The following is an 18846-nucleotide window of genomic DNA, read 5'->3' on the forward strand; positions in this document are numbered from 1 at the left end:
CTACGAAACTGTGCTTTACTGAGTTCGTTTGTACGGACTATTTTTCTGCTATTTGTAGTTCAGGTTGGTGGGCAGAAATTTCTCGATAAATTCAACCGTTTCACCTTTCCGTTTGGCGTAATCCTGAACCTGGTCTTTTCCCACTTTTTCGAGGCTGAAATAACGCGATTCGGGATGCACAAAATACTCGCCCGAAACCGATGCATTCGGATACATGGCGTAATGCTCGGTCAGTTTAATCCCCACTTCTTCAGCCCTGATCAAATTGAAAAGATTTCGTTTCTCGGAATGTTCTGGACATGCCGGATAACCCAGCGCCGGGCGAATTCCTTGGTATTTTACCTTCAAAATATCATCCATCGAAAGGTTTTCGTCGGGGACATATCCCCAGTAGTTTTTACGAACTTCGAGGTGCAACAATTCGGCAAAAGCCTCGCTCAAGCGATCGGCCAGTGCTTCCAGCATAATGGCTTTATAATCGTTGTTCTCTTCGCGGTATTTATCTTTCCACTTTTCTATTCCAATTCCAGCAGTGGTGGCAAAACCGCCACAATAATCGATTTTGCCCGATTCGATCGGTGCCACAAAATCCGACAAATTCAGGTTCGGGCTATCGCCTTTTTTCTTTTCCTGCTGACGTAAATTGTAAAACCTGCCAATCTCTTCAGATCGCTCTTCATCCGAGTACAGAACAACATCGTCCATGTCGGCATTGGCCGGCCATATGCCGAAAGCTGCATTCGCCTGCAACATTTTCTTTCCGATGATCTCATCCAGAAATTCATTGGCTTCCAGGTAAAGCTTTTTGGCAGCCTCACCTTGTTTCTCATCCGCAAAAATCGCGGGATAATGCCCTTTCAATCCCCAGGTAATAAAAAAGAAAGTCCAGTCAATGTAATTGCGGAGTTCTTCAAGCGGGAAATCAATCAGGTGTTTTACCCCGGTAAAATTAGGTTTGTAAATCGGTGTTTTATCCCAATCAGAAACGTAACGATTCGCACGCGCTTCGTCCAAACTTAGGTATTCTTTTGCCTTCCTTTGACCCTGGAACTGGCGAACATTCTCGTAATCGGCCTTAACCGCATCAATGTATTTTTGATTTTTTGCGATCAGGTTCGAAACAACGTTTACCGCCAGCGAAGCATCTTTTACATGCACCACGGGATTTGAATATTCAGGTTCGATTTTAACCGCAGTATGAATTTTAGATGTTGTAGCACCGCCAATCAAAACTGGAATATCCATTTTGCGTCGTTCCATTTCTTTGGCAATATCCACCATAATTTCAAGCGACGGTGTTATAAGACCACTCAACCCAATTACATCGACATTATTTTTGACGGCTTCATCCAGAATTTTTTCGGTGGGCACCATTACTCCAAGATCGATGATCTCGTAATTATTACACCCCAACACCACTCCAACAATATTTTTACCAATATCGTGGACATCGCCTTTTACGGTCGCCATCAATACCTTTTTCTGTGCTGTTGAGTTTTTGAATTTTGCTTTATCGGCTTCAATGTATGGCAATAATATAGCCACCGCTTTTTTCATTACTCGCGCTGATTTTATCACCTGCGGAAGAAACATTTTACCCGATCCAAACAGGTCGCCTACTACATTCATTCCATCCATCAGCGGACCTTCGATTATTTCGAGTGCCGGTGAATATTTCTGAAGCGCTTCGTTTATATCTTCATCCACAAACTCAGGCAAACCTTTTACCAGCGAATGTTCAATCCGCTTTTCCAGTGGTAGTTCACGCCATTCGTCTTTCTTCTCCTCTTTTTTGCCCGAAGCTTTTAAAGTTTCCGCAAATTCGAGCAAACGCTCGGTGGCATCTGGCCTGCGGTTTAAAACTATATCTTCTACCTTTTCGAGCAGATCTTTGGGAATTTCGTCGTAAATCTGTAACATTCCCGGATTTACGATCCCCATGTCGAGACCGGCATTGATGGCGTGAAAAAGAAATACCGAGTGCATGGCTTCGCGTACTACATTGTTCCCGCGGAACGAAAACGACACGTTACTCACTCCTGCACTTACCTTAGCCAGTGGCAGGTTTTCCTTGATCCACTTTACCGATTCGATAAACGAAACCGCATAATTGTTGTGCTCTTCAATTCCGGTTCCGATGGTGAGTACATTCGGATCGAAAATGATATCCTGTGGCGGGAAATGTACTTGCTCAGTCAGTATTTTATAGGCTCGCGTGCAAATTTCTTTGCGCCGCTCGGTATTATCAGCCTGGCCTTTTTCATCAAAAGCCATTACAATTACAGCGGCGCCATATTTTTTAATGGTTTTTGCCTGCTGAATAAAAACTTCTTCTCCTTCTTTTAAACTGATGGAGTTGACAATAGCTTTCCCCTGCAAACATTTTAGTCCGGCCTCGATCACCTTCCATTTTGAAGAATCAATCATGATCGGCAATTTGGCAATATCGGGCTCAGACATGATCAGGTTCAGAAAAGTCACCATCTCCTTTTCTGCATCGAGCATGGCATCGTCCATGTTCACATCAATCACCTGGGCACCATTTTCAACCTGAGAGCGTGCTATCGAGAGTGCCTCTTCATATTTTTCTTCGCTGATCAAGCGGGCAAATTTTTTTGAGCCTGCCACATTACAACGTTCACCAATATTTACAAAGTTGGTGTTCTCGGTGATGGTCACCGGCTCCATTCCACTCAGTTTTGTGTTGGTTGAAGAAGCAACCAATTGATGTGGTTTGGCCTGTGCCGCCAACTCGGCAAAAGCACGAATATGATCGGGTGTTGTTCCGCAACATCCACCAATAATATTTACAAAATTATTGTCGAGATAGTCTTTAATGTAACCGGCCATGATCTCCGGGGTTTCGTCGTATTCGCCAAACTGATTGGGCAATCCGGCATTGGGGTGTGCACTAATATGGAACGGTGCTTTTTTTGACAGTTCCTGAACATAGGGACGCAAATCGCTGGCCCCCAACGAACAGTTCAAGCCGATACTCAACAATTCAACATGCGAAACCGAATTAAGAAAAGCCTCAAGTGTTTGTCCCGAAAGCGTACGACCGCTGGCATCAGTGATCGTTCCGGAAACCATCAGCGGAAGATTAATCCCGTGTGCCTCCAGTGCATCTTCAATGGCAAATATGGCGGCTTTTCCGTTCAAGGTATCAAAAATGGTTTCTATTAAAAGCAGATCAACTCCACCATCCAGCAGGCCTTCTACCTGTTCGCGATAAGCAGATTTCACCTCATCGAAACTAACTGCACGATAACCGGGGTCGTTCACATCAGGCGACAGCGATAATGTTTTATTGGTCGGCCCCAGCGATCCGGCTACAAATCGTGGCTTATCCGGATTTCTGGCCGTAAATTCTGCAGCAAGACCACCGGCAATTTCTGCAGAAACCTTGTTCATTTCATACACCAGATCCTCAGTACCATAATCGGCCTGCGAAATTCGTGTTGCATTAAACGTATTGGTCAGCAAAATATCGGCACCGGCTTCCAGGTACTTACGATGTATTTCTTTTATGATCTCGGGATGTGTGATCGATAGAATATCGTTGTTCCCTTTCTGATCATTCGGATGATTTTTTAGCCGTTCGCCATGATAATCGGCATCGGTTAATTTGTATTCCTGTATCAATGATCCCATGGCCCCGTCCATCACCAGTACCCGGGTCTTAAGTTCTTTTCTTATATCTTTTTTTGAAGTCATCGTCTGTTTTGTTTTCTTGCTTTTAAACTCTGCGTTCTCTGAGTCTGCTTAGTGGCTCTCTGTGGTAATCAATTACACAAAGTTGCACCACGGAAACATAAAGGTACACAAAGGCTATTTCAATATCCTAATTTCATTCTCCCCTTTAATCCCAATCTTATCTTCGCAAATAATCAGCAGCGACTGGATTTCGGGATATTTGTCTGCTTTGTTGATCACTTTCTGCACATGATCGGGCGATTTTACCAGGTTCCCAAGTGCTGTAGCCAAAGCATCGGCCAGCAAAATATCTTCGCAAACAACCACAACTGCATCGGCTTTTCCATAACTCAACGAAGGGCCTACTGTTCCGGCCGAGGTACAAACACCAAAAGCGTTCGCCGCTGCAGGAATTACAAGGCCAATCCGTTCCGAAAGAATTGATTCGCCGGCAAAAACCGACAATACCAGTTCATCCTGTAAAAACAGGTAAATATCGCCGCCGTTTTCAATTAACAGTTCCTTTACCGAAAAGTTTCGACGAATTTCTTCGCCCACTTCACGGGCAAACAAACCAGCTACTGCCGACATTGGTCCGATCCCGGCTTTTTCGGCTGCATGTGCCATCTCTTTTGCTTCTGCAGGCGCAATTTCTGCGGGCTGAAAAGGCTTTAAACTCTTCTTGAAAAAAGGCTCTTCTTCAATGTATTTATCAAATATTTTCCGTAAGCTTTTGATTTTTTCCAATACTAAACCTTCCATTTTTTCATCGAATGACCCCGGATCAACTCCAACCCAAAGATCCGTTTCAAGGTGCTTCACCTCGAATCCTTTAAAACGTTCAGTATTAAACTGGGTACGGTATGTTCGTTCTTCAAAAAGATTCATTACTGAAAATCAATTTTAAAAAGGTTTAACGGGCAGGCCGGGATGCAAAGTTCGCAAACCACACATTTATCCTTATTGAAATCGAGGTTCCACGACTGCTTGTCCATAGTAAGCGCACCGGCAAAACAAACGGCGGTACAGTTGCCGCAATCGATACATTTTTCACTTTGAAAATGAATGCGTTTATCCAGCGATTCGCATACAATTTTGTGGCTTTTAATGTATTCAACCCCTTTCTCTATATTGTCCTTTTTCCCCTGCAGTTCAAGCAACAAACTACCTCGTTTGCCGGGATAAACTTCAGCTTTCAGAATGTTAATCCGAACATCGTAATCTTTTACCAGGTGATATGTAAAAGCTTTGTCACCGCTCTCGGGCGGGAAATTCAGAATGTATCTTTTCTTAATCATTATCAACCTCCGTTTCTTTTAAACCATTTAATGCGGTGTTTTGCGGGAACATCTGAACCGGTTTACTCACTTCAAAATCGCCATTCAGCAACCATTTTTTAAGTTCATCGGCAATCTTGCGTGCTTTCGACAAACTGGCTACCGGTGCTGTGCGGATCTTTTTCCCTTTCACTTTTATTGACCCCGAACGAAGTTGTTCATAAGTCACCTGGCCCAGCTTGGGCGTTCCCACCGTCCCGTAATCGAGCACGGAAGTTTCGATCTGGCTGTTGTTGATTGATACGCGTTTGGCAATGTCCGCATTCAACACCGGAATCGGAATTCCGATACCTACAAACATACTTACCCCGTATTTTTCGTAGTAGGCCGCCTGAATGTAATCGGCCGACATTTCTTTTAAATTCCCCATAACTGCAATGGTTGCAGCGTTGGTCACCGGCACACCAAATTCGTTTTTGGGTTTGGTGGTGTGAAACTGTGTTCCCGGCCAAACCACAAATCCCTGCGTTCCTCCCAGGAAAATTCGTGTTCCAAGGCCAATGGTTTTAAACTCCGGATCGTTGATCAACGGACTCAGTTCGCCCGAAGTGGAATAAGTAGCGTTTCGCAGGTTGGGCAGCAAAGTACCCATGTAAGTGTGTTTTATGGTTTTTGTGGTGTTAACAGCCACATTGTAATTCTGGTAGGCATTGCGCGGATTAAACAGTGTGAACTCATTTACAGTATTGATATTAATCCTGGTTTTGATGTGTTTTCGCGGGTAACAATCGGTGCCTTTTGCCCAGGCTTCGAGCAAAACATCCTTACCTTCCAGCAGATCCTGAATAACATGTGCTCCGCCATATTCAGGGCGTTCCGGATCGCAGGCAGTTGCCCCGATGTAGGAATCAACAGCCGCCAGTCCTTCGTAACAGGGAACTCCGTTCAACCTGATCTTTTCCATTCGGATTGGAGGATCGGCATGACCAAAATTAATGATGGCACCTGATGAGCACATCGCTCCGAAAGTGGCTGTGGTTACCACGTCTACTTTTTCAACTATTTCTTCGGGCGACAGCTCTTTGGCCATCTCCGAAACTTCTTCGGCGGTTAGTACAACTGCTTTCCCGGCCTTAAGTTTTTGGTTAATTTCTTCGTACGATTTTGTTTTCGACATATTTTATAAAGTCGGAAGTTGGAAGCTCTAAGTCGGAGCATGACATCACCGAAATCAGCTTCAATCTTCATGTTTAATTTTGTTAATGGAATTTTTTACGATGCTATTTTGATACGCGGTTAGTACCGCTTGTGCATGCACATATTCGCCCCGTGCAAATAGCTGGTAAAAAATAATTTGTTGTGCAGTTTCTTCATCGCTTGTGCTTAAATTATAATTCCGTTTCCGGCCGGGTATTGGCACCTTTTCATCCGTCATTCGACGGACAAGGTTGCCAGAGTTTCTCAGAGCCCGATCTCTCCACTCTTCTGTATAATCAAACACCCTTTGGAAAGAATATTTGATGTGCAGCAAAGTTAATGTTTTTTACATGAGCAGCAACTCCCTATTTAAAATCCAGTTGCTCACTTTTGAATTTGTTACTTTTGAGGGAACTTCACTTAAAGCTGACAAGCAAAATTGAAACAGGATGAAGAGAATTGGAATTATTGGAGGTTTGGGACCTGAAGCTACTATTGATTATTACAAAACGATCATTAATTATTTTAATGAGGAGAACAAAAATCGGCAGGCTGTTTATCCCGAAATTGTTATTTACAGTGTGGACATGTGGAAGTTTGTTGGGCTTTTAAACGATGGAAAGCGTAAGGAAGCTGCGAAGTACCTTGCAGACCGGATCGTAGACCTTGAAAATGCCGGGGCCGATTTTGCCGTACTTAGCGCCAATACTCCACATCTTGTTTTTGATGAAGTTCAGGACCGGCTTGGAATTCCGTTGATTAGTATTGTAGAGTCCTGCGCAAAGCGGGCAAAAGAAATGAAACTCGGACGCTGTCTGTTGCTGGGAACGAGATTCACAATGCAAAACGATTTTTACCGGAAGGTATTCAAGGATTTTGACATCGATATTTTTGTGCCGGATGAAGAGCAAATCGAATTTATCCATTCCAAAATCTTTAACGAGATGGAACTTGGTATTTTTACAGAGCAAACAAAAAACGAATTCCTCGAAATTATTGCCGATTTAAAAGATAAACACAATGTAGATGCGGTTATCCTGGGATGCACCGAGTTTCCTCTTCTTTTTAAGGAAAAGGAATATTTACAGCTACCTTTTCTGAATACCACAAAAATTCACGTGGAGGCCATTATAGAGGAATGTTTACGGGACAACTAAACTAAAAAAGACACTTTCATTTCTGAAAGTGCCTTTAGACTTACTGTCTTTCCCCGGTTTTATTTCAATACAAACGAGCCTTTTAAACCTTCGTCGGAATTTGGTCCGATCCAGACTTCAAAGTCGCCCGGCTCGATTATATAGTCATCTCCATTATAGAATTGCAGATCTTCTGCTTTGAGTTCAAAACTCACATTTTTTACATCACCTGGTTTCAGGTTGATCTTCTCAAAACCTTTTAATTCTTTTATCGGTCGTGTAATACTTCCCACTTTATCGTGTATATACAACTGAACGATTTCTTCAGCCTCGTAATTCCCAATGTTTCTAATATCGGCTGATAGCGTAATCGCCCCATCAGTCGACATTTCTTTGGATGAAAGTTTCAGGTTATCGTACTTAAATTCGGTGTAACTTAAGCCGTAACCAAACGGAAGTAGCGGAGTAATTCCGTAATCGATATGCATTGATTTAAAACCCAAAGAAAGTTGTTTGGAATCGCGTGGAATGTCGTCAATATAAACAACGTCGTTCTCGGTAGCCGGGCGGCCTGTATTTTTACGGTAATAATAGAACGGAATTTGTCCGGCACCTTTAACAAAGGTTACAGGCAATTTTCCCGAAGGCGAGAAGTCACCAAACACCAGGTCGGCAATTGCAGGTCCGGCCATGGTTCCCGGATGCCAGGCATAGAGCACTGCATCAGCCATGTCCATTTCGGCACCAATGCCCAGAGGTCTTCCGGCCATAACAACCAAAATAAGCGGCTTACCCGTCTTTTTAAGTTCCGTAATTAACTCAGTTTGAATACCCGGCAAATCGATAATTCCGCGGGCATTTGCCTCTCCTGAAAGTATGGCTTCTTCTCCTGCAAAGATTAAAATAGCGTCAGAATTTTGAGCTGCCGAAATGGCTTTTGCAAAGCCTTTTGTCGATTTATCGCGACTGTATTCCAATCCCGAACTGTAATTCATTCTGTTGCCCAGAATCTCACCAAAAGCTTCTTTGGGAGTGGTTGAGTCGTCACCATTGCCATCAAAGATCCAGGTTCCTAGTTGGTCGCGGGCAGCATCAGCAAGCGGACCTATCACGGCCAGCGAACGAATGTTTTTAGAAATGGGTAAAGTATTGTCGTTATTTTTTAGCAAAACCATACTTTTTCGCGCCAGTTCGCGTGAAACCTTTAAGTGTGAAGGCGCCAAAATTGTGTCTGTCGAAACATGATTGTCGTATGGCTTGTCGAACAATCCCATTTCCATTTTCACGCGCAAAATATTAGCAACATGATTGTCGACCAAATCTTCCGAAATTACACCTTCTTTAATCAGTTGCTTCAGGTTGTCGGCATAACAGGTGGAGGCCATTTCCATATCAACACCTGCCTTTACCGAAATTTCGGCCGCCTGTTTTTTATCGGCCGCAAATCCGTGTGCGATCATTTCTTCAATCGATGCCCAGTCGCTAACGACCATCCCTTTGTAACCCCATTCATCACGTAAAATGTGTTTCAGCGTAAACTCGTTTCCTGAAGTCGGCACTCCATTTAAATCATTAAACGCTGACATAAAAGTAAGGACACCTGCATCGGCTGCAGCTTTGAACGGACGCAAATGAACATTGCGCAGCAAGGGCTCGGGAATATAGGTGGTATTGTAATCGCGACCGGCTTCCGACATACCGTAACCCACAAAATGTTTGGCACAGGCTGCCACTGCGGTCGGATCATTCAAATCGCCCTGAAAACCTTTGACCATAGCTACAGCAAACTTAGATGCCAGCAAGGGATCTTCACCACAACTTTCTGCAATGCGTCCCCAACGCGGGTCCCAGGTAACATCCATCATGGGTGCAAAGGTCCAGTTAATCCCCATCGACGAAGCTTCAACCGCTGAAACACGCATGGCTTCCTGAGCCAGATCCGGTTCCCACGATGATGCAATTCCCAAAGGTATCGGGAAGATGGTGCGGAATCCGTGGATAACATCACGACCAAATAAAAGCGGAATTCCGTGCTTACTTTCTTCGAGAGCCACACGCTGAAATTCAGCAATGCGTTCTGCCCCCACCATATTGAGGAACGATCCTACTTTGCCATCCCTGATGGCTTGTTTTGTAGCTTCGTCGTCACCGAAAAAACCATCGTTTGATTGTTGCATCTGGCCAATTTTCTCATCCAGTGTCATCTCACTGATAATTTGCCTGATCTTCTGTTCCTGCAGATCCTGACTATCGCTTAATCCTGCAGCACAGCTTGCCAACAGCCAAAGCCCAACGATTGATGTTAAAATTTTAATCTTCATTTTAGTATAGTTTATTTTTACATTTCCTGATAAACACGCACATAATCCACTTCCATCGATTGCGGGAAAATGGAATTATCGATGCCCTGAGCACCTCCCCAATTGCCACCAACAGCAACATTCAGGATAAAAAACTGTGGTTTGTTAAACGGCCAGTTTTCATCATCTTTTGAAGATGGCGCGTAACGATGAGTTACATTCCCAATTGAATCGGTATAAAATACCAGTTCCTTTTCGGTCCAGAACAAACCGTAAACATGATAGTCTTCTTCAGCTGTTTCCAGCGTTTTGCTACTTCCGTTTGCATTTCCTCCGTATCCGGCCGCAGTGTGAACGGTGGCATGAACTGTATTGGGTTCATAACCCACGTATTCCATGATATCGATTTCGCCGCATGCCGGCCAGCCCACGCTGCCAATGTTGGACCCCAGCATCCAGATTGCCGGCCATATTCCTGTTCCTTCTGGTAACCTGGCTTTGATTTCCATGCGCCCGTAGGTAAATTCTTTTTTGCCATTGGTGATCATTCGGGTTGAAGTGTAGGATCCGGCAACCTGTGCGTCGTTCACCTTTTCGGCAGTAATGGTTAAAATACCATCCTGAACTGTTACATTATCGCCATCGGTATAATTCTGAAGTTCGTTATTGCCCCAGCCTCCCGAGCCGGTTTCAAAAGTCCAGGTATCGGCATTTACTTCGTTGCCTTCAAATTCTTCCGACCACACCAATTCCAGTTTTGAGAAATATTCGGGATCATCAGATACTATCGTAACATTTTGCGATGAACTAAAGGTTTCGCCGTTCTTATCGATGATCAGTTGAACCTCGTAAGTTCCGGCATAGGGGAAATAAGCCACTGCATTGGTTTCATTTTCGATGATCTTATTTCGATACACCCATCTGAAAGCATCGAAATCGCCCATCGAAGTATTTTCAAGATTTACATAGTTTGGATCTGCACCATCAGGCTCAGCCGTAAAACTAATGGAGAAATCGGTGCTTGCAATATTTACTGATTTTGTAGCTGATTTTCGGTCCCCATCAAGACCAAGAACAGTCAGGTTTACGTCATAGTCGCCGGCTTCGGGATAATAAACATCGTACGATTGACTTTTAGTGGTAGTCGATTCGGTGCGGCCATTTCCAAAATCCCAGTTCATGATGTGGTATTCTCCTTCCGAAGTATTACTGAAACGAACATTGTTATCGTCGAGAAAAGAATATGAGAAATCGACCTCAAACGCTGCTGCCGGTTCATCTTCTTCTCCACAACCGGCAAATGGAATGATCAGGCTGATTAACGCCATTAATATGGGCCATTTATTTTTAAAATGTAGTGTCTTCATCTTTTTTGTTCTTCTTCAGTTTTCTTGCTTATCGCATTTGTCCGGGTTAAAATCATGCACTTACTGTAGATTTTATAATATTTAAATTATCCTTCTCCTTGTCGAACAAATGTTTCAATTTTTTCAATTTCTTAATTAAGATTTCAACTTTGCGCTTCATCAATTTCCGGCAAGCATAAACCGCTTGCTTTGTTTACTTTTTTTGTCGCTTACACTAAGCAGATAATTACCTTCTGTCATTCCCTTCAAATCGATTATAACCTTTCGGGTTCCTTTAGCATGAAGTTCTTTTAATACCCTTCCCTGAATATCGATAACCTGTATTGATATCAATTCCTGGTCAGCACCGAACAAATCGACGGTGAGTTTATCGCTTGCCGGATTAGGATAGAATTGAAAATCGAAATTTTGCGCTGTTTCCTTTATCCCAACATTTACATCCAGTTTATATACCCGGATCCAGTCGATATAAACCGAACATGGAAAATCGGCTTCCGGTACAATTGGTCCTCCATAAGTATAATCACTACCGCCAACACCCGCACTTAAAATGGCGTACATTTTATGCTCGAACGGGCGCCACTCGGGAAAATGATTGGAATATTCCGAAACACCAACTCTCCGCCCGGCAATAGACTTAACGGTGAACTGATCCTCGCCATCTTTTGAATAAGCGCCGCCATCATTCAGGTAATGGATGTGATAAACATTGTCGTCCACAAAAAACTCCATCCGATCGGCGTACCAATCAATTCCATATTCGTGAAATCCGGAACTGCCTGCGTTAGGATCGTTTGTTGAAGGCGGATAGTCTCCATAACCAGGTTCAGCCGGATCGGGCACTTCGCCTTCGGCATAACTGTAATAAGCCCCCTGGTGTCCGTGGTTCCAATCGACATATTGATTGTCCTGCCAAAACCAGGCATAATGCACACTTCCAAGGTTATGAAACGGGATAGAGCCTACATACTCCATAATATCAATTTCACCTCCCTGTGGCCACATGATATAATTCCAACCCGAAGGTATTTCATCGGGCATCATCCAAAATGCAAATCCCTGTCCCATTTGTCTTACATCAAGCGGGTAAACCTTTGCAACGATTCTGTGCCCGGGGCCCCACGATTTTTTCCCGGCTGTATTAATACGCCCGCTGGTGTAGTTTCTGTCGATGTAAAATTCTTTTTGCGTAGTAATTACCAAACAGGCATCTTCTGCTCCCGGCACGTTTTTCAGAAAGCTTATATTTTTTTGACGATCGGTGGCGCGATCGAGTTGACCGGTTCCCCAATCTCCATTTACACCAGTACCTGTTTCTATGTTCCAGTTTTCAGGATTAAGCTGGCCGGTATTAAAATTGTCTTCCCATATCAACTCCTTCACCTGGCCAAAAATGTGCTGACCAAATGCGAGTACAAATGCTATGGAAAGAAATGTTTTCATTCTGTTTTTTAATGAGTGACCAGAAATTGTTTATTGATTGTTTTGTTCGAATCCACCAAACGAAGCACATAAACTCCTTGCAGTAAACCGGTAACGTCAATCGTCGCACGGCTGCCGGATTCAAGCTGTATCGTTTTAACAGCACTTCCCCTCATATTAAATACCTGCAGTGTTACCGGATTGTAGTGGTATTCCAAAAATTCAACCGTTAATTTTCGATTCGCCGGATTTGGATAAATGCGGAACGATTCAGCCGCTTCAATTTCCGGTGCTGAAGTCAATAAATCGAGTTGAAACCAGTTGAGGTTGTGCTCGCCCTGTTTGATCAGCAGGCGAATAAAATAATAACCTGCTTCGAGCCGAACGCTGGTCGTTTGAGTTTCCCAATTCTGCCACCCTCCGGTGCTTTCGAACCTGATGGTATCCAGCGAACTAAAACTCTCACCATCGCCTGCCTGTAACACCAATTCGGCATCAGAGTATTCAGTGGCTACCCTGTAATTCAACTGGTAAATTCCTGTTCGGGTAACATTCACCCGGTAATCGAGGTATTCGCCCGGAGCTGTATAACTGGTGTTCTGTCCCCCACCCTGGTCGGTACAGTTCTCGAGCGAAAGTCCGCGGTTAAGCTCAAAAGCCTCGGCTTCAATTTTTCCGGGAATTGCATGCGTTAATGGTGCATTGTTTTCCACCGGCAAATCAATGAAAGATTCCAGATTCTGACCTTCCGCGTTCACCGAAGTTCCGCTGTAAGAAATAGTGATCAACTGATCAGACCGAATAGACTGATCGATGCTTAAAACGATTGTATTCGAATTTGAAGCATCCAATCCAACACTATCAACACCAACCGATTTACCATCGACCTTTATTTGGAAATCACTTATATTCAGTGTTTCCTCATCGCTGGTAATGGCTTTGTTAACGACTAAGAATATGTCGGAGTTTTGAGTAGCGGTGTGTGCTGACAGTGCTTCAAAATCCAGATCTTTTGCTGATTTTGGATCGGTAAATTCAAAATAACTCAGGTTCGATTCTCCCTGATCAATCACAAATTTCAGTTGGATATTTCCGGCAGGGAGCAGTACATTTTGAAATGAGGCTGTTTTCCAGTTTTGCCAACCATCGCTCGATGGCACACTAAAATCTTCGCTCACCCTGGCACCGTTAGCCTCGAGATGAAATTTCATTCCTCCGGAAGCACCTGACGCGTATCTTAAATTAAAAGTGTACAAAGCAGTAGAATCTGCCTTGATGGTATATTTCATCCATTCGCCTTGTTCTGTCCAACCCACGTTGTAACCATTGTTTACGGCTTCGGTGTCCAGGCACTTTTCAATATCTACTCCGTCATTCCTAAGCTCCCAACCTGTATTCCATGCGGTATAATCTCCGCCATAATAGGCCGCAACTTTGTCGTAATAGGCAAAACCGTTTTTCCCCAGGTCGTATTCTGTAAAATACACCGGTTCTCCAACTTTCCGATCAACATAAGGAATCACGTCGTCGGTGTGCGGCTGGCGGATCATCGCGTCGATCACATCGCGCTGAACCCTGTTGTTTTCAATTTTTTGATTTTTTGCCCACTCTAAAACGGCCTGGTTCGCTTCCAAAGCCGAAGGAGTTGTAGAGATCTCGCCTTTTAAGTACCTCACCAGGTTCTGATAACGATTGCTCATTGGCACAAACAGCACGTTGTTGATGCCATTCTTTTTTACCGGCCACCACGACCAGCCAATGTTATTTTGCTCGCACGATGTGATGAGTTCCGTAAACCAGGTGTTCGAGTTTTCGCCCGATTCTCCAAGCCACAGCGGAACGTTGTATTCGTCGCGCAAAGCAATGATCCAGTCAAGATCGTTTGTAGAAGTCCCGCTCCAGTATTTGTGGAAACTGTATACAAAATTATCGTCCCACGGCGGAGTTAATCCCGAATGATCGTTGGCAAAACTATTGCCTTCGATAAAGACGATGTGGTTGGTGTCCACTTCACGAATGGCAGTTGTAATTCGCTCTAAAAGATCGCGCAGAGGTTGGTTATCAGGTTCTGAAAATGTCCAGTTGGTTTCGTTGATCAGGTCGTATCCGCCGATCCACTGACTGTTGCTGTAACGTTCGGCCAGTTTTCGCCAGAGTGCCACTGTTTTTGCTTTGTTAGCTTCGCTCTCCCAAAGCGATGGTTTCGATGGATCGTAATCTGAAATGTCAGCATTTGCCCCTTGTCCACCGGGAGCCGCATGTAAATCGAGAATAAGGTACATTTCGTTATCGGCACACCAGTCGAGCAAATTGTCGATCATTTTAAATCCTTTGAGCAACCATGTATTCTTGCCTGCAATCGGTTCTTCCTCAATCGGCAGTGTAAACAAATTGTAATGCATAGCTACCCGAACGCTGTTAAAACCCCACACTTTCATGGAGTCGACATCGGTTTTGGTAAACTGATTTTGCAACCATGTATCAAAAAAAGCGTTGGTTTTTTCCTCGCCGATCAGTGCTTCGAGTTTGGCTTTAAATTCATGTTGCGTACCGGCCACTCCTTCGGTTTTCATCATGTAACCTTCCATGACCATCCAGTTGCCGGTGCCTATTCCCCGCAAGATGACGTTTTCACCATTCCCGTCTACAATTCTGTTACCTTCGGCATGTAAAAACCCCTGGGCAAAAATGGTTGTACTGCCCGAAATAAGCACGAGCAACACGAACAATTTCAACACTGCCTTTTTTATTTTAATCTGACTGATATGCATAGTTTTAGCGTCTCCCTTCGAAACAAACACAGTCTGTGGCCAACCTGACCGACATTTGTTAAAAAGGTTTTGTGATTCTTTTCAAAGAAAACAGGAGTTAAAGGGGAGCAAATGCTCCCCTTGTCATCTAACTAAACTTACTTCAGAGAGGCAGATTTTATTCCCTCTACGTGAGGACCTGCCAACTCGTCGAAATAGAATTCGTGTGTACCATCTCCGTTACCCGGATTCAACATGATACGAATAACATTATAAAAATCTTTGCTCACAGCCGCAGCCGGATCAGTTACATCGCCGGTGAAGAAATCGCCTGCCGAGCCGTTATTGGAAACACCTTCGAAGTTGTATTCTGCCACTTCCCAGGTATTATCCTGCTGAATGGTGTAGGTTAATTCGACCCCTGACATCCAGGCATCGCCACCCCAATCGGTATTTTCCAGTTTCAAGAGTACAACATCGCCTGCCTTTCCATTAACCATCATTTTAAAGGTGTGACGGATGGTCAGGTCGAAACGATAACCGGCGGGCAACTGCATAAAGGCATTTGCCCACTGATTGTTGGTTTTTGAATAATATCCAACTTTTGAGCTCTTGTTCGGATACTGCATCATTGGGTTGTCAGAGGTAGCTACAAAACAATCCTGTCCTTCTACGGATGCCAACATTACTTCACTGAAATCGGCATACATCACCATTGCATCAAGCAGGAATTCTTCGTAATCCGGATGATTCTCTGCGACCTCAACCGTAAACGACTCGCTTTCAACATCCAGTGAAGTGGTTGTAGTAACCGTAACATTGTATGTTCCTTTGCGCATGTAAGTATTTGTCAATACTTCGTTTACATCGGCAGTTTCTTTTATCGTACCATCACCAAAATCAACAGCAATGTTGTCAATCGATTCACCGGCAGGTATGTTACCCACAGTAAAGTTAACGCCGTAAGTGTTTACATCACCGGTAGGATCAACAGTAATACTGTACTCAATTGATGGTTTTACGTAGTCTTTATTGCGCAGAATGAAATGCCACTTGGTCCAGTCCTCGTAAGCACTGAAACATGTCAACTCCATGTAATTCTCCGAAATATTGAGAATCTCGTATTCATTATCCAAAGCACCTACATCGAGTCCCGGGAAAATTGGAGTCGGGCTTGAGAAGGAAAGGAACGTTTTTCCATCTCTTTCAGAGATCAACCAGGATCCGTTTACCGGTGTTACATAATCCACATCATAGTCATCTTTATTCTGACGTGGATTTAAATATACATCAGCCAGGTTGGGGTCATCTTTCATATAACCTTTAACATAGCTTACTCCGTGGTTTTCGTAGATAACTTTAAATCCATCAAGGAAGAATGTCAATTCATCATCATAAGCACCTGTACCTTCTTTGGTGTAAGGAGCAGCTGACCACCAATCCACACCAATTCCACCTGCCAGATAAGCGTCTCCAACACCAAAATGTCCCTGACTTTCAGCATCAACCACCCAGGTTTTACCTTCAGTATTTTCGATACCACCTGTTAAAGCAACGTATTTCTCATCATCAAAAATTGAGTAGTCGGTTTCGGTAGTGGTTTGTGTTTTTGTAATTGAACTACTTCCTCCGTTGGTTGTAATTTTCATGGTAATGGTATAATCTCCCGGCAGCGGATAATAAGCCGTTGCTGATTCTTTTCTTACCGTAGTACCATTCCCCATATCAAAACTAACGGCATAAATACCACTCATATCCGGACTCACTAGCTCAACAATAAAATGGAAAGCATCGCTTCCAGGAGAAATGGTGAAGTCCATTGCAGCCGGATCAGGCGGAAGGTTGGTACTCGATTCCGGGTTTTCATCCATAAATGGTTCGCAGCTGAACATCATGATTAGTGCCAGCAACCCGAACAGTTTAAAATATATTTTATTTTTCATCTTATTAAAATTGTAAGTTTTCAAAGGTATAAGATGGAACTCCCATGATTTTAATAGTCATCCCTTATGTCCAATTTCTTGCCATGGTCGTTTCATCTTATTCATATTAAATGATTAAACGATTTATGCCTACTTATAAGCGGGAACCATTTGTGTTAACGCACCTTCGTTTGTGTTACGAATATCGCTGGCCGGAATTGGGAACATGCCCCAGGTATCGGCTTTAAAAGTACGTGGTTCGAAATGCGACGGATTTGGTACATCGGCCGGCACATTAAAACTGCTGTTAATCATTTGTGCGGCATAATCGTTACCTCTTCTCAGCAAATCCCATTTACGGCTTCCCTCTAGTGCAAGTTCAACGCGACGTTCGTGGAAGATATCGTCGATGGTAATCGATGATTTAGCTGCCGATTCTCCCAATGAACGGGTACGAACCTGGTTGAAATAATCCAGCGATTTTGATGGATTATCCGACAGGAAAAGTTCGGATGCCATAAGAAGTACATCGGCATAACGGATGTCCATAAAGTTACGCGGGAAATTGTGACTGTTGTCACCACCGGGTCCAATGTAGGCATTCAGAGCCATGAATTTATTGTTGAAATAACCGGTATTCATGAATGCACGTGTATAGTCGTCGAGTTTTGTCTCGGCATTATAAATGGTTACATCCTTACGCGGGTCGCCATCTTCAAATTCGTTTACCAAACTCCAGGTAGGAACTGAGAAAGACCATCCCGGGAAAAGCCGGCCGTTATCGCCCGACGGATTACGTACGCCAACCCAAACACACGAGAAGTTACCATTGATGTTCCAGCCGCCCCAGTCGCCCGACATGGCTTTTTCGGAGTACTGAATTTCAAGGATCGACTCTTCGTTGTTCTGGTTTTCCCAGCTAAAAAGTTCAGCATAACTGGGTACTAGTGCATATTCGTTGCTCGTGATCACCGATTCTAAAGCTTGCTGTGCATAGGCTTTGTCAATTGTTGTTGATCCATCGGTCCAGTTTCCAACGCCAATTACAGGTTTTGCAAAATCTTCGTGATACATATAAATCCTGGCAATTAAAGCTTGCACCGCACCTTTCGAAATACGTCCGGTTTCTTCGGCAGTCAATGACACCGGCAAAACACTTTCGGCTTTTAACAAGTCGCTTGCAATTTGCGTAAAAAGTTCGTCGGGTGTATTTTGTGGAAGACTCTTGTAATCTTCAACCGAAGGTAAAACTTCAGTGATAAGCGGAGTATAACCGTAGTGGCGAACCAAATCCCAGTAGAAATAAGCACGCAGGAAAAGCACTTCAGCTTCCAGACGCTCTTTTAATCCGTCGGTTACCCACTCTACTTCTTCCTGTTTTTGCAAATACAGGTTGGCCCGGTAAATACCCGAGTAGCAACGATTCCAAAGATCGGAAGATGATCCGTTTTCAGCGTCCATATTAAACATTTCCATGTCTTGCCATTGGGCCATGTCGCTAATGTTAGATCCACCGGCGTAAGTGTCGTCTGAGAAAATATCAGACATGGTAGGTACAAATTGCCAGTTCTGCACAGAATAGGCATCGTAAACAGCTGTAACAGCCAAAAATGCCTGCTCTTCGTTTTGATAGTAGTTGGCTTCTACCTGCCCAGTTTTAGGTTGAAGCTCGAGGAAATCCTGTGAACAGGATACCTGAAGCAAAACCAATGCAATAAAGCTGAGCATTAATATTGTTTTGTTTTTCATTCGTTTATTCTTTTTAATTTTTAACGGTAA

11 protein-coding genes and 1 riboswitch are annotated in these 18846 nt (G+C 43.7%); of the genes, 1 reads left to right on the forward strand and 10 read right to left on the reverse strand.

The window, feature by feature from the left end; all coding sequences use genetic code 11:
- Nucleotides 1-48: 48 nt before the first annotated feature.
- The 4 genes from metH to WFY05_RS03950 all read right to left on the reverse strand — a co-directional run bounded on the left by metH (nucleotide 49) and on the right by WFY05_RS03950 (nucleotide 6150).
- Nucleotides 49-3717 carry a methionine synthase gene (metH, locus tag WFY05_RS03935; protein WP_340111422.1) on the reverse strand — a complete coding sequence of 1223 codons (3669 nt, stop codon included), beginning with the start codon at nucleotides 3715-3717 and terminating at the stop codon, nucleotides 49-51.
- A 114-nt stretch (nucleotides 3718-3831) separates the two neighbouring features.
- Entirely contained in the window at nucleotides 3832-4584 is a 753-nt protein-coding gene (locus WFY05_RS03940; protein ID WP_340111423.1) for a UPF0280 family protein, read from the reverse strand.
- Entirely contained in the window at nucleotides 4584-4994 is a 411-nt protein-coding gene (locus WFY05_RS03945) for an NIL domain-containing protein (RefSeq protein WP_340111424.1), read from the reverse strand. Before WFY05_RS03945 ends, WFY05_RS03940 begins: the two co-directional genes overlap by 1 nt.
- Nucleotides 4987-6150 carry a homocysteine biosynthesis protein gene (locus tag WFY05_RS03950; RefSeq protein WP_340111425.1) on the reverse strand — a complete coding sequence of 388 codons (1164 nt, stop codon included), beginning with the start codon at nucleotides 6148-6150 and terminating at the stop codon, nucleotides 4987-4989. The genes WFY05_RS03945 and WFY05_RS03950 overlap by 8 nt, the downstream gene beginning before the upstream one ends.
- Before the next feature lie 208 nt (nucleotides 6151-6358).
- Nucleotides 6359-6469: riboswitch (SAM riboswitch) on the reverse strand.
- Between the two features lie 150 nt (nucleotides 6470-6619).
- On the opposite strand from WFY05_RS03950, the gene WFY05_RS03955 reads away from it, so the two are divergent.
- Nucleotides 6620-7327 carry an aspartate/glutamate racemase family protein gene (locus WFY05_RS03955; RefSeq protein ID WP_340111426.1) on the forward strand — a complete coding sequence of 236 codons (708 nt, stop codon included), beginning with the start codon at nucleotides 6620-6622 and terminating at the stop codon, nucleotides 7325-7327.
- Nucleotides 7328-7386: 59 nt separating this feature from the next.
- Here the strand turns inward: WFY05_RS03955 and bglX are convergent, their stop codons facing one another.
- The 6 genes from bglX to WFY05_RS03985 all read right to left on the reverse strand — a co-directional run bounded on the left by bglX (nucleotide 7387) and on the right by WFY05_RS03985 (nucleotide 18816).
- Nucleotides 7387-9627 carry a beta-glucosidase BglX gene (bglX, locus tag WFY05_RS03960; RefSeq protein ID WP_340111427.1) on the reverse strand — a complete coding sequence of 747 codons (2241 nt, stop codon included), beginning with the start codon at nucleotides 9625-9627 and terminating at the stop codon, nucleotides 7387-7389.
- 17 nt (nucleotides 9628-9644) lie between these two features.
- The gene (locus WFY05_RS03965) at nucleotides 9645-10973 is read right to left on the reverse strand and encodes a family 16 glycosylhydrolase (protein WP_340111428.1); all 1329 of its coding nucleotides are present in this window, start codon (nucleotides 10971-10973) and stop codon (nucleotides 9645-9647) included.
- A 159-nt stretch (nucleotides 10974-11132) separates the two neighbouring features.
- Entirely contained in the window at nucleotides 11133-12416 is a 1284-nt protein-coding gene (locus tag WFY05_RS03970) for a glycoside hydrolase family 16 protein (protein ID WP_340111429.1), read from the reverse strand.
- Nucleotides 12417-12424: 8 nt separating this feature from the next.
- On the reverse strand, nucleotides 12425-15166 hold the full coding sequence (locus WFY05_RS03975) for a carbohydrate-binding protein (RefSeq protein ID WP_340111430.1): 2742 nt from the start codon (nucleotides 15164-15166) through the stop codon (nucleotides 12425-12427).
- Nucleotides 15167-15303: 137 nt separating this feature from the next.
- On the reverse strand, nucleotides 15304-17088 hold the full coding sequence (locus WFY05_RS03980; RefSeq protein WP_340111431.1) for a PKD domain-containing protein: 1785 nt from the start codon (nucleotides 17086-17088) through the stop codon (nucleotides 15304-15306).
- A gap of 129 nt (nucleotides 17089-17217) precedes the next feature.
- On the reverse strand, nucleotides 17218-18816 hold the full coding sequence (locus WFY05_RS03985) for a RagB/SusD family nutrient uptake outer membrane protein (RefSeq protein ID WP_340111432.1): 1599 nt from the start codon (nucleotides 18814-18816) through the stop codon (nucleotides 17218-17220).
- Nucleotides 18817-18846: the final 30 nt, after the last annotated feature.

It is taken from the genome of Maribellus mangrovi (assembly GCF_037646455.1).
Classification (GTDB): Bacteria; Bacteroidota; Bacteroidia; order Bacteroidales; family Prolixibacteraceae; genus Draconibacterium; species Draconibacterium mangrovi_A.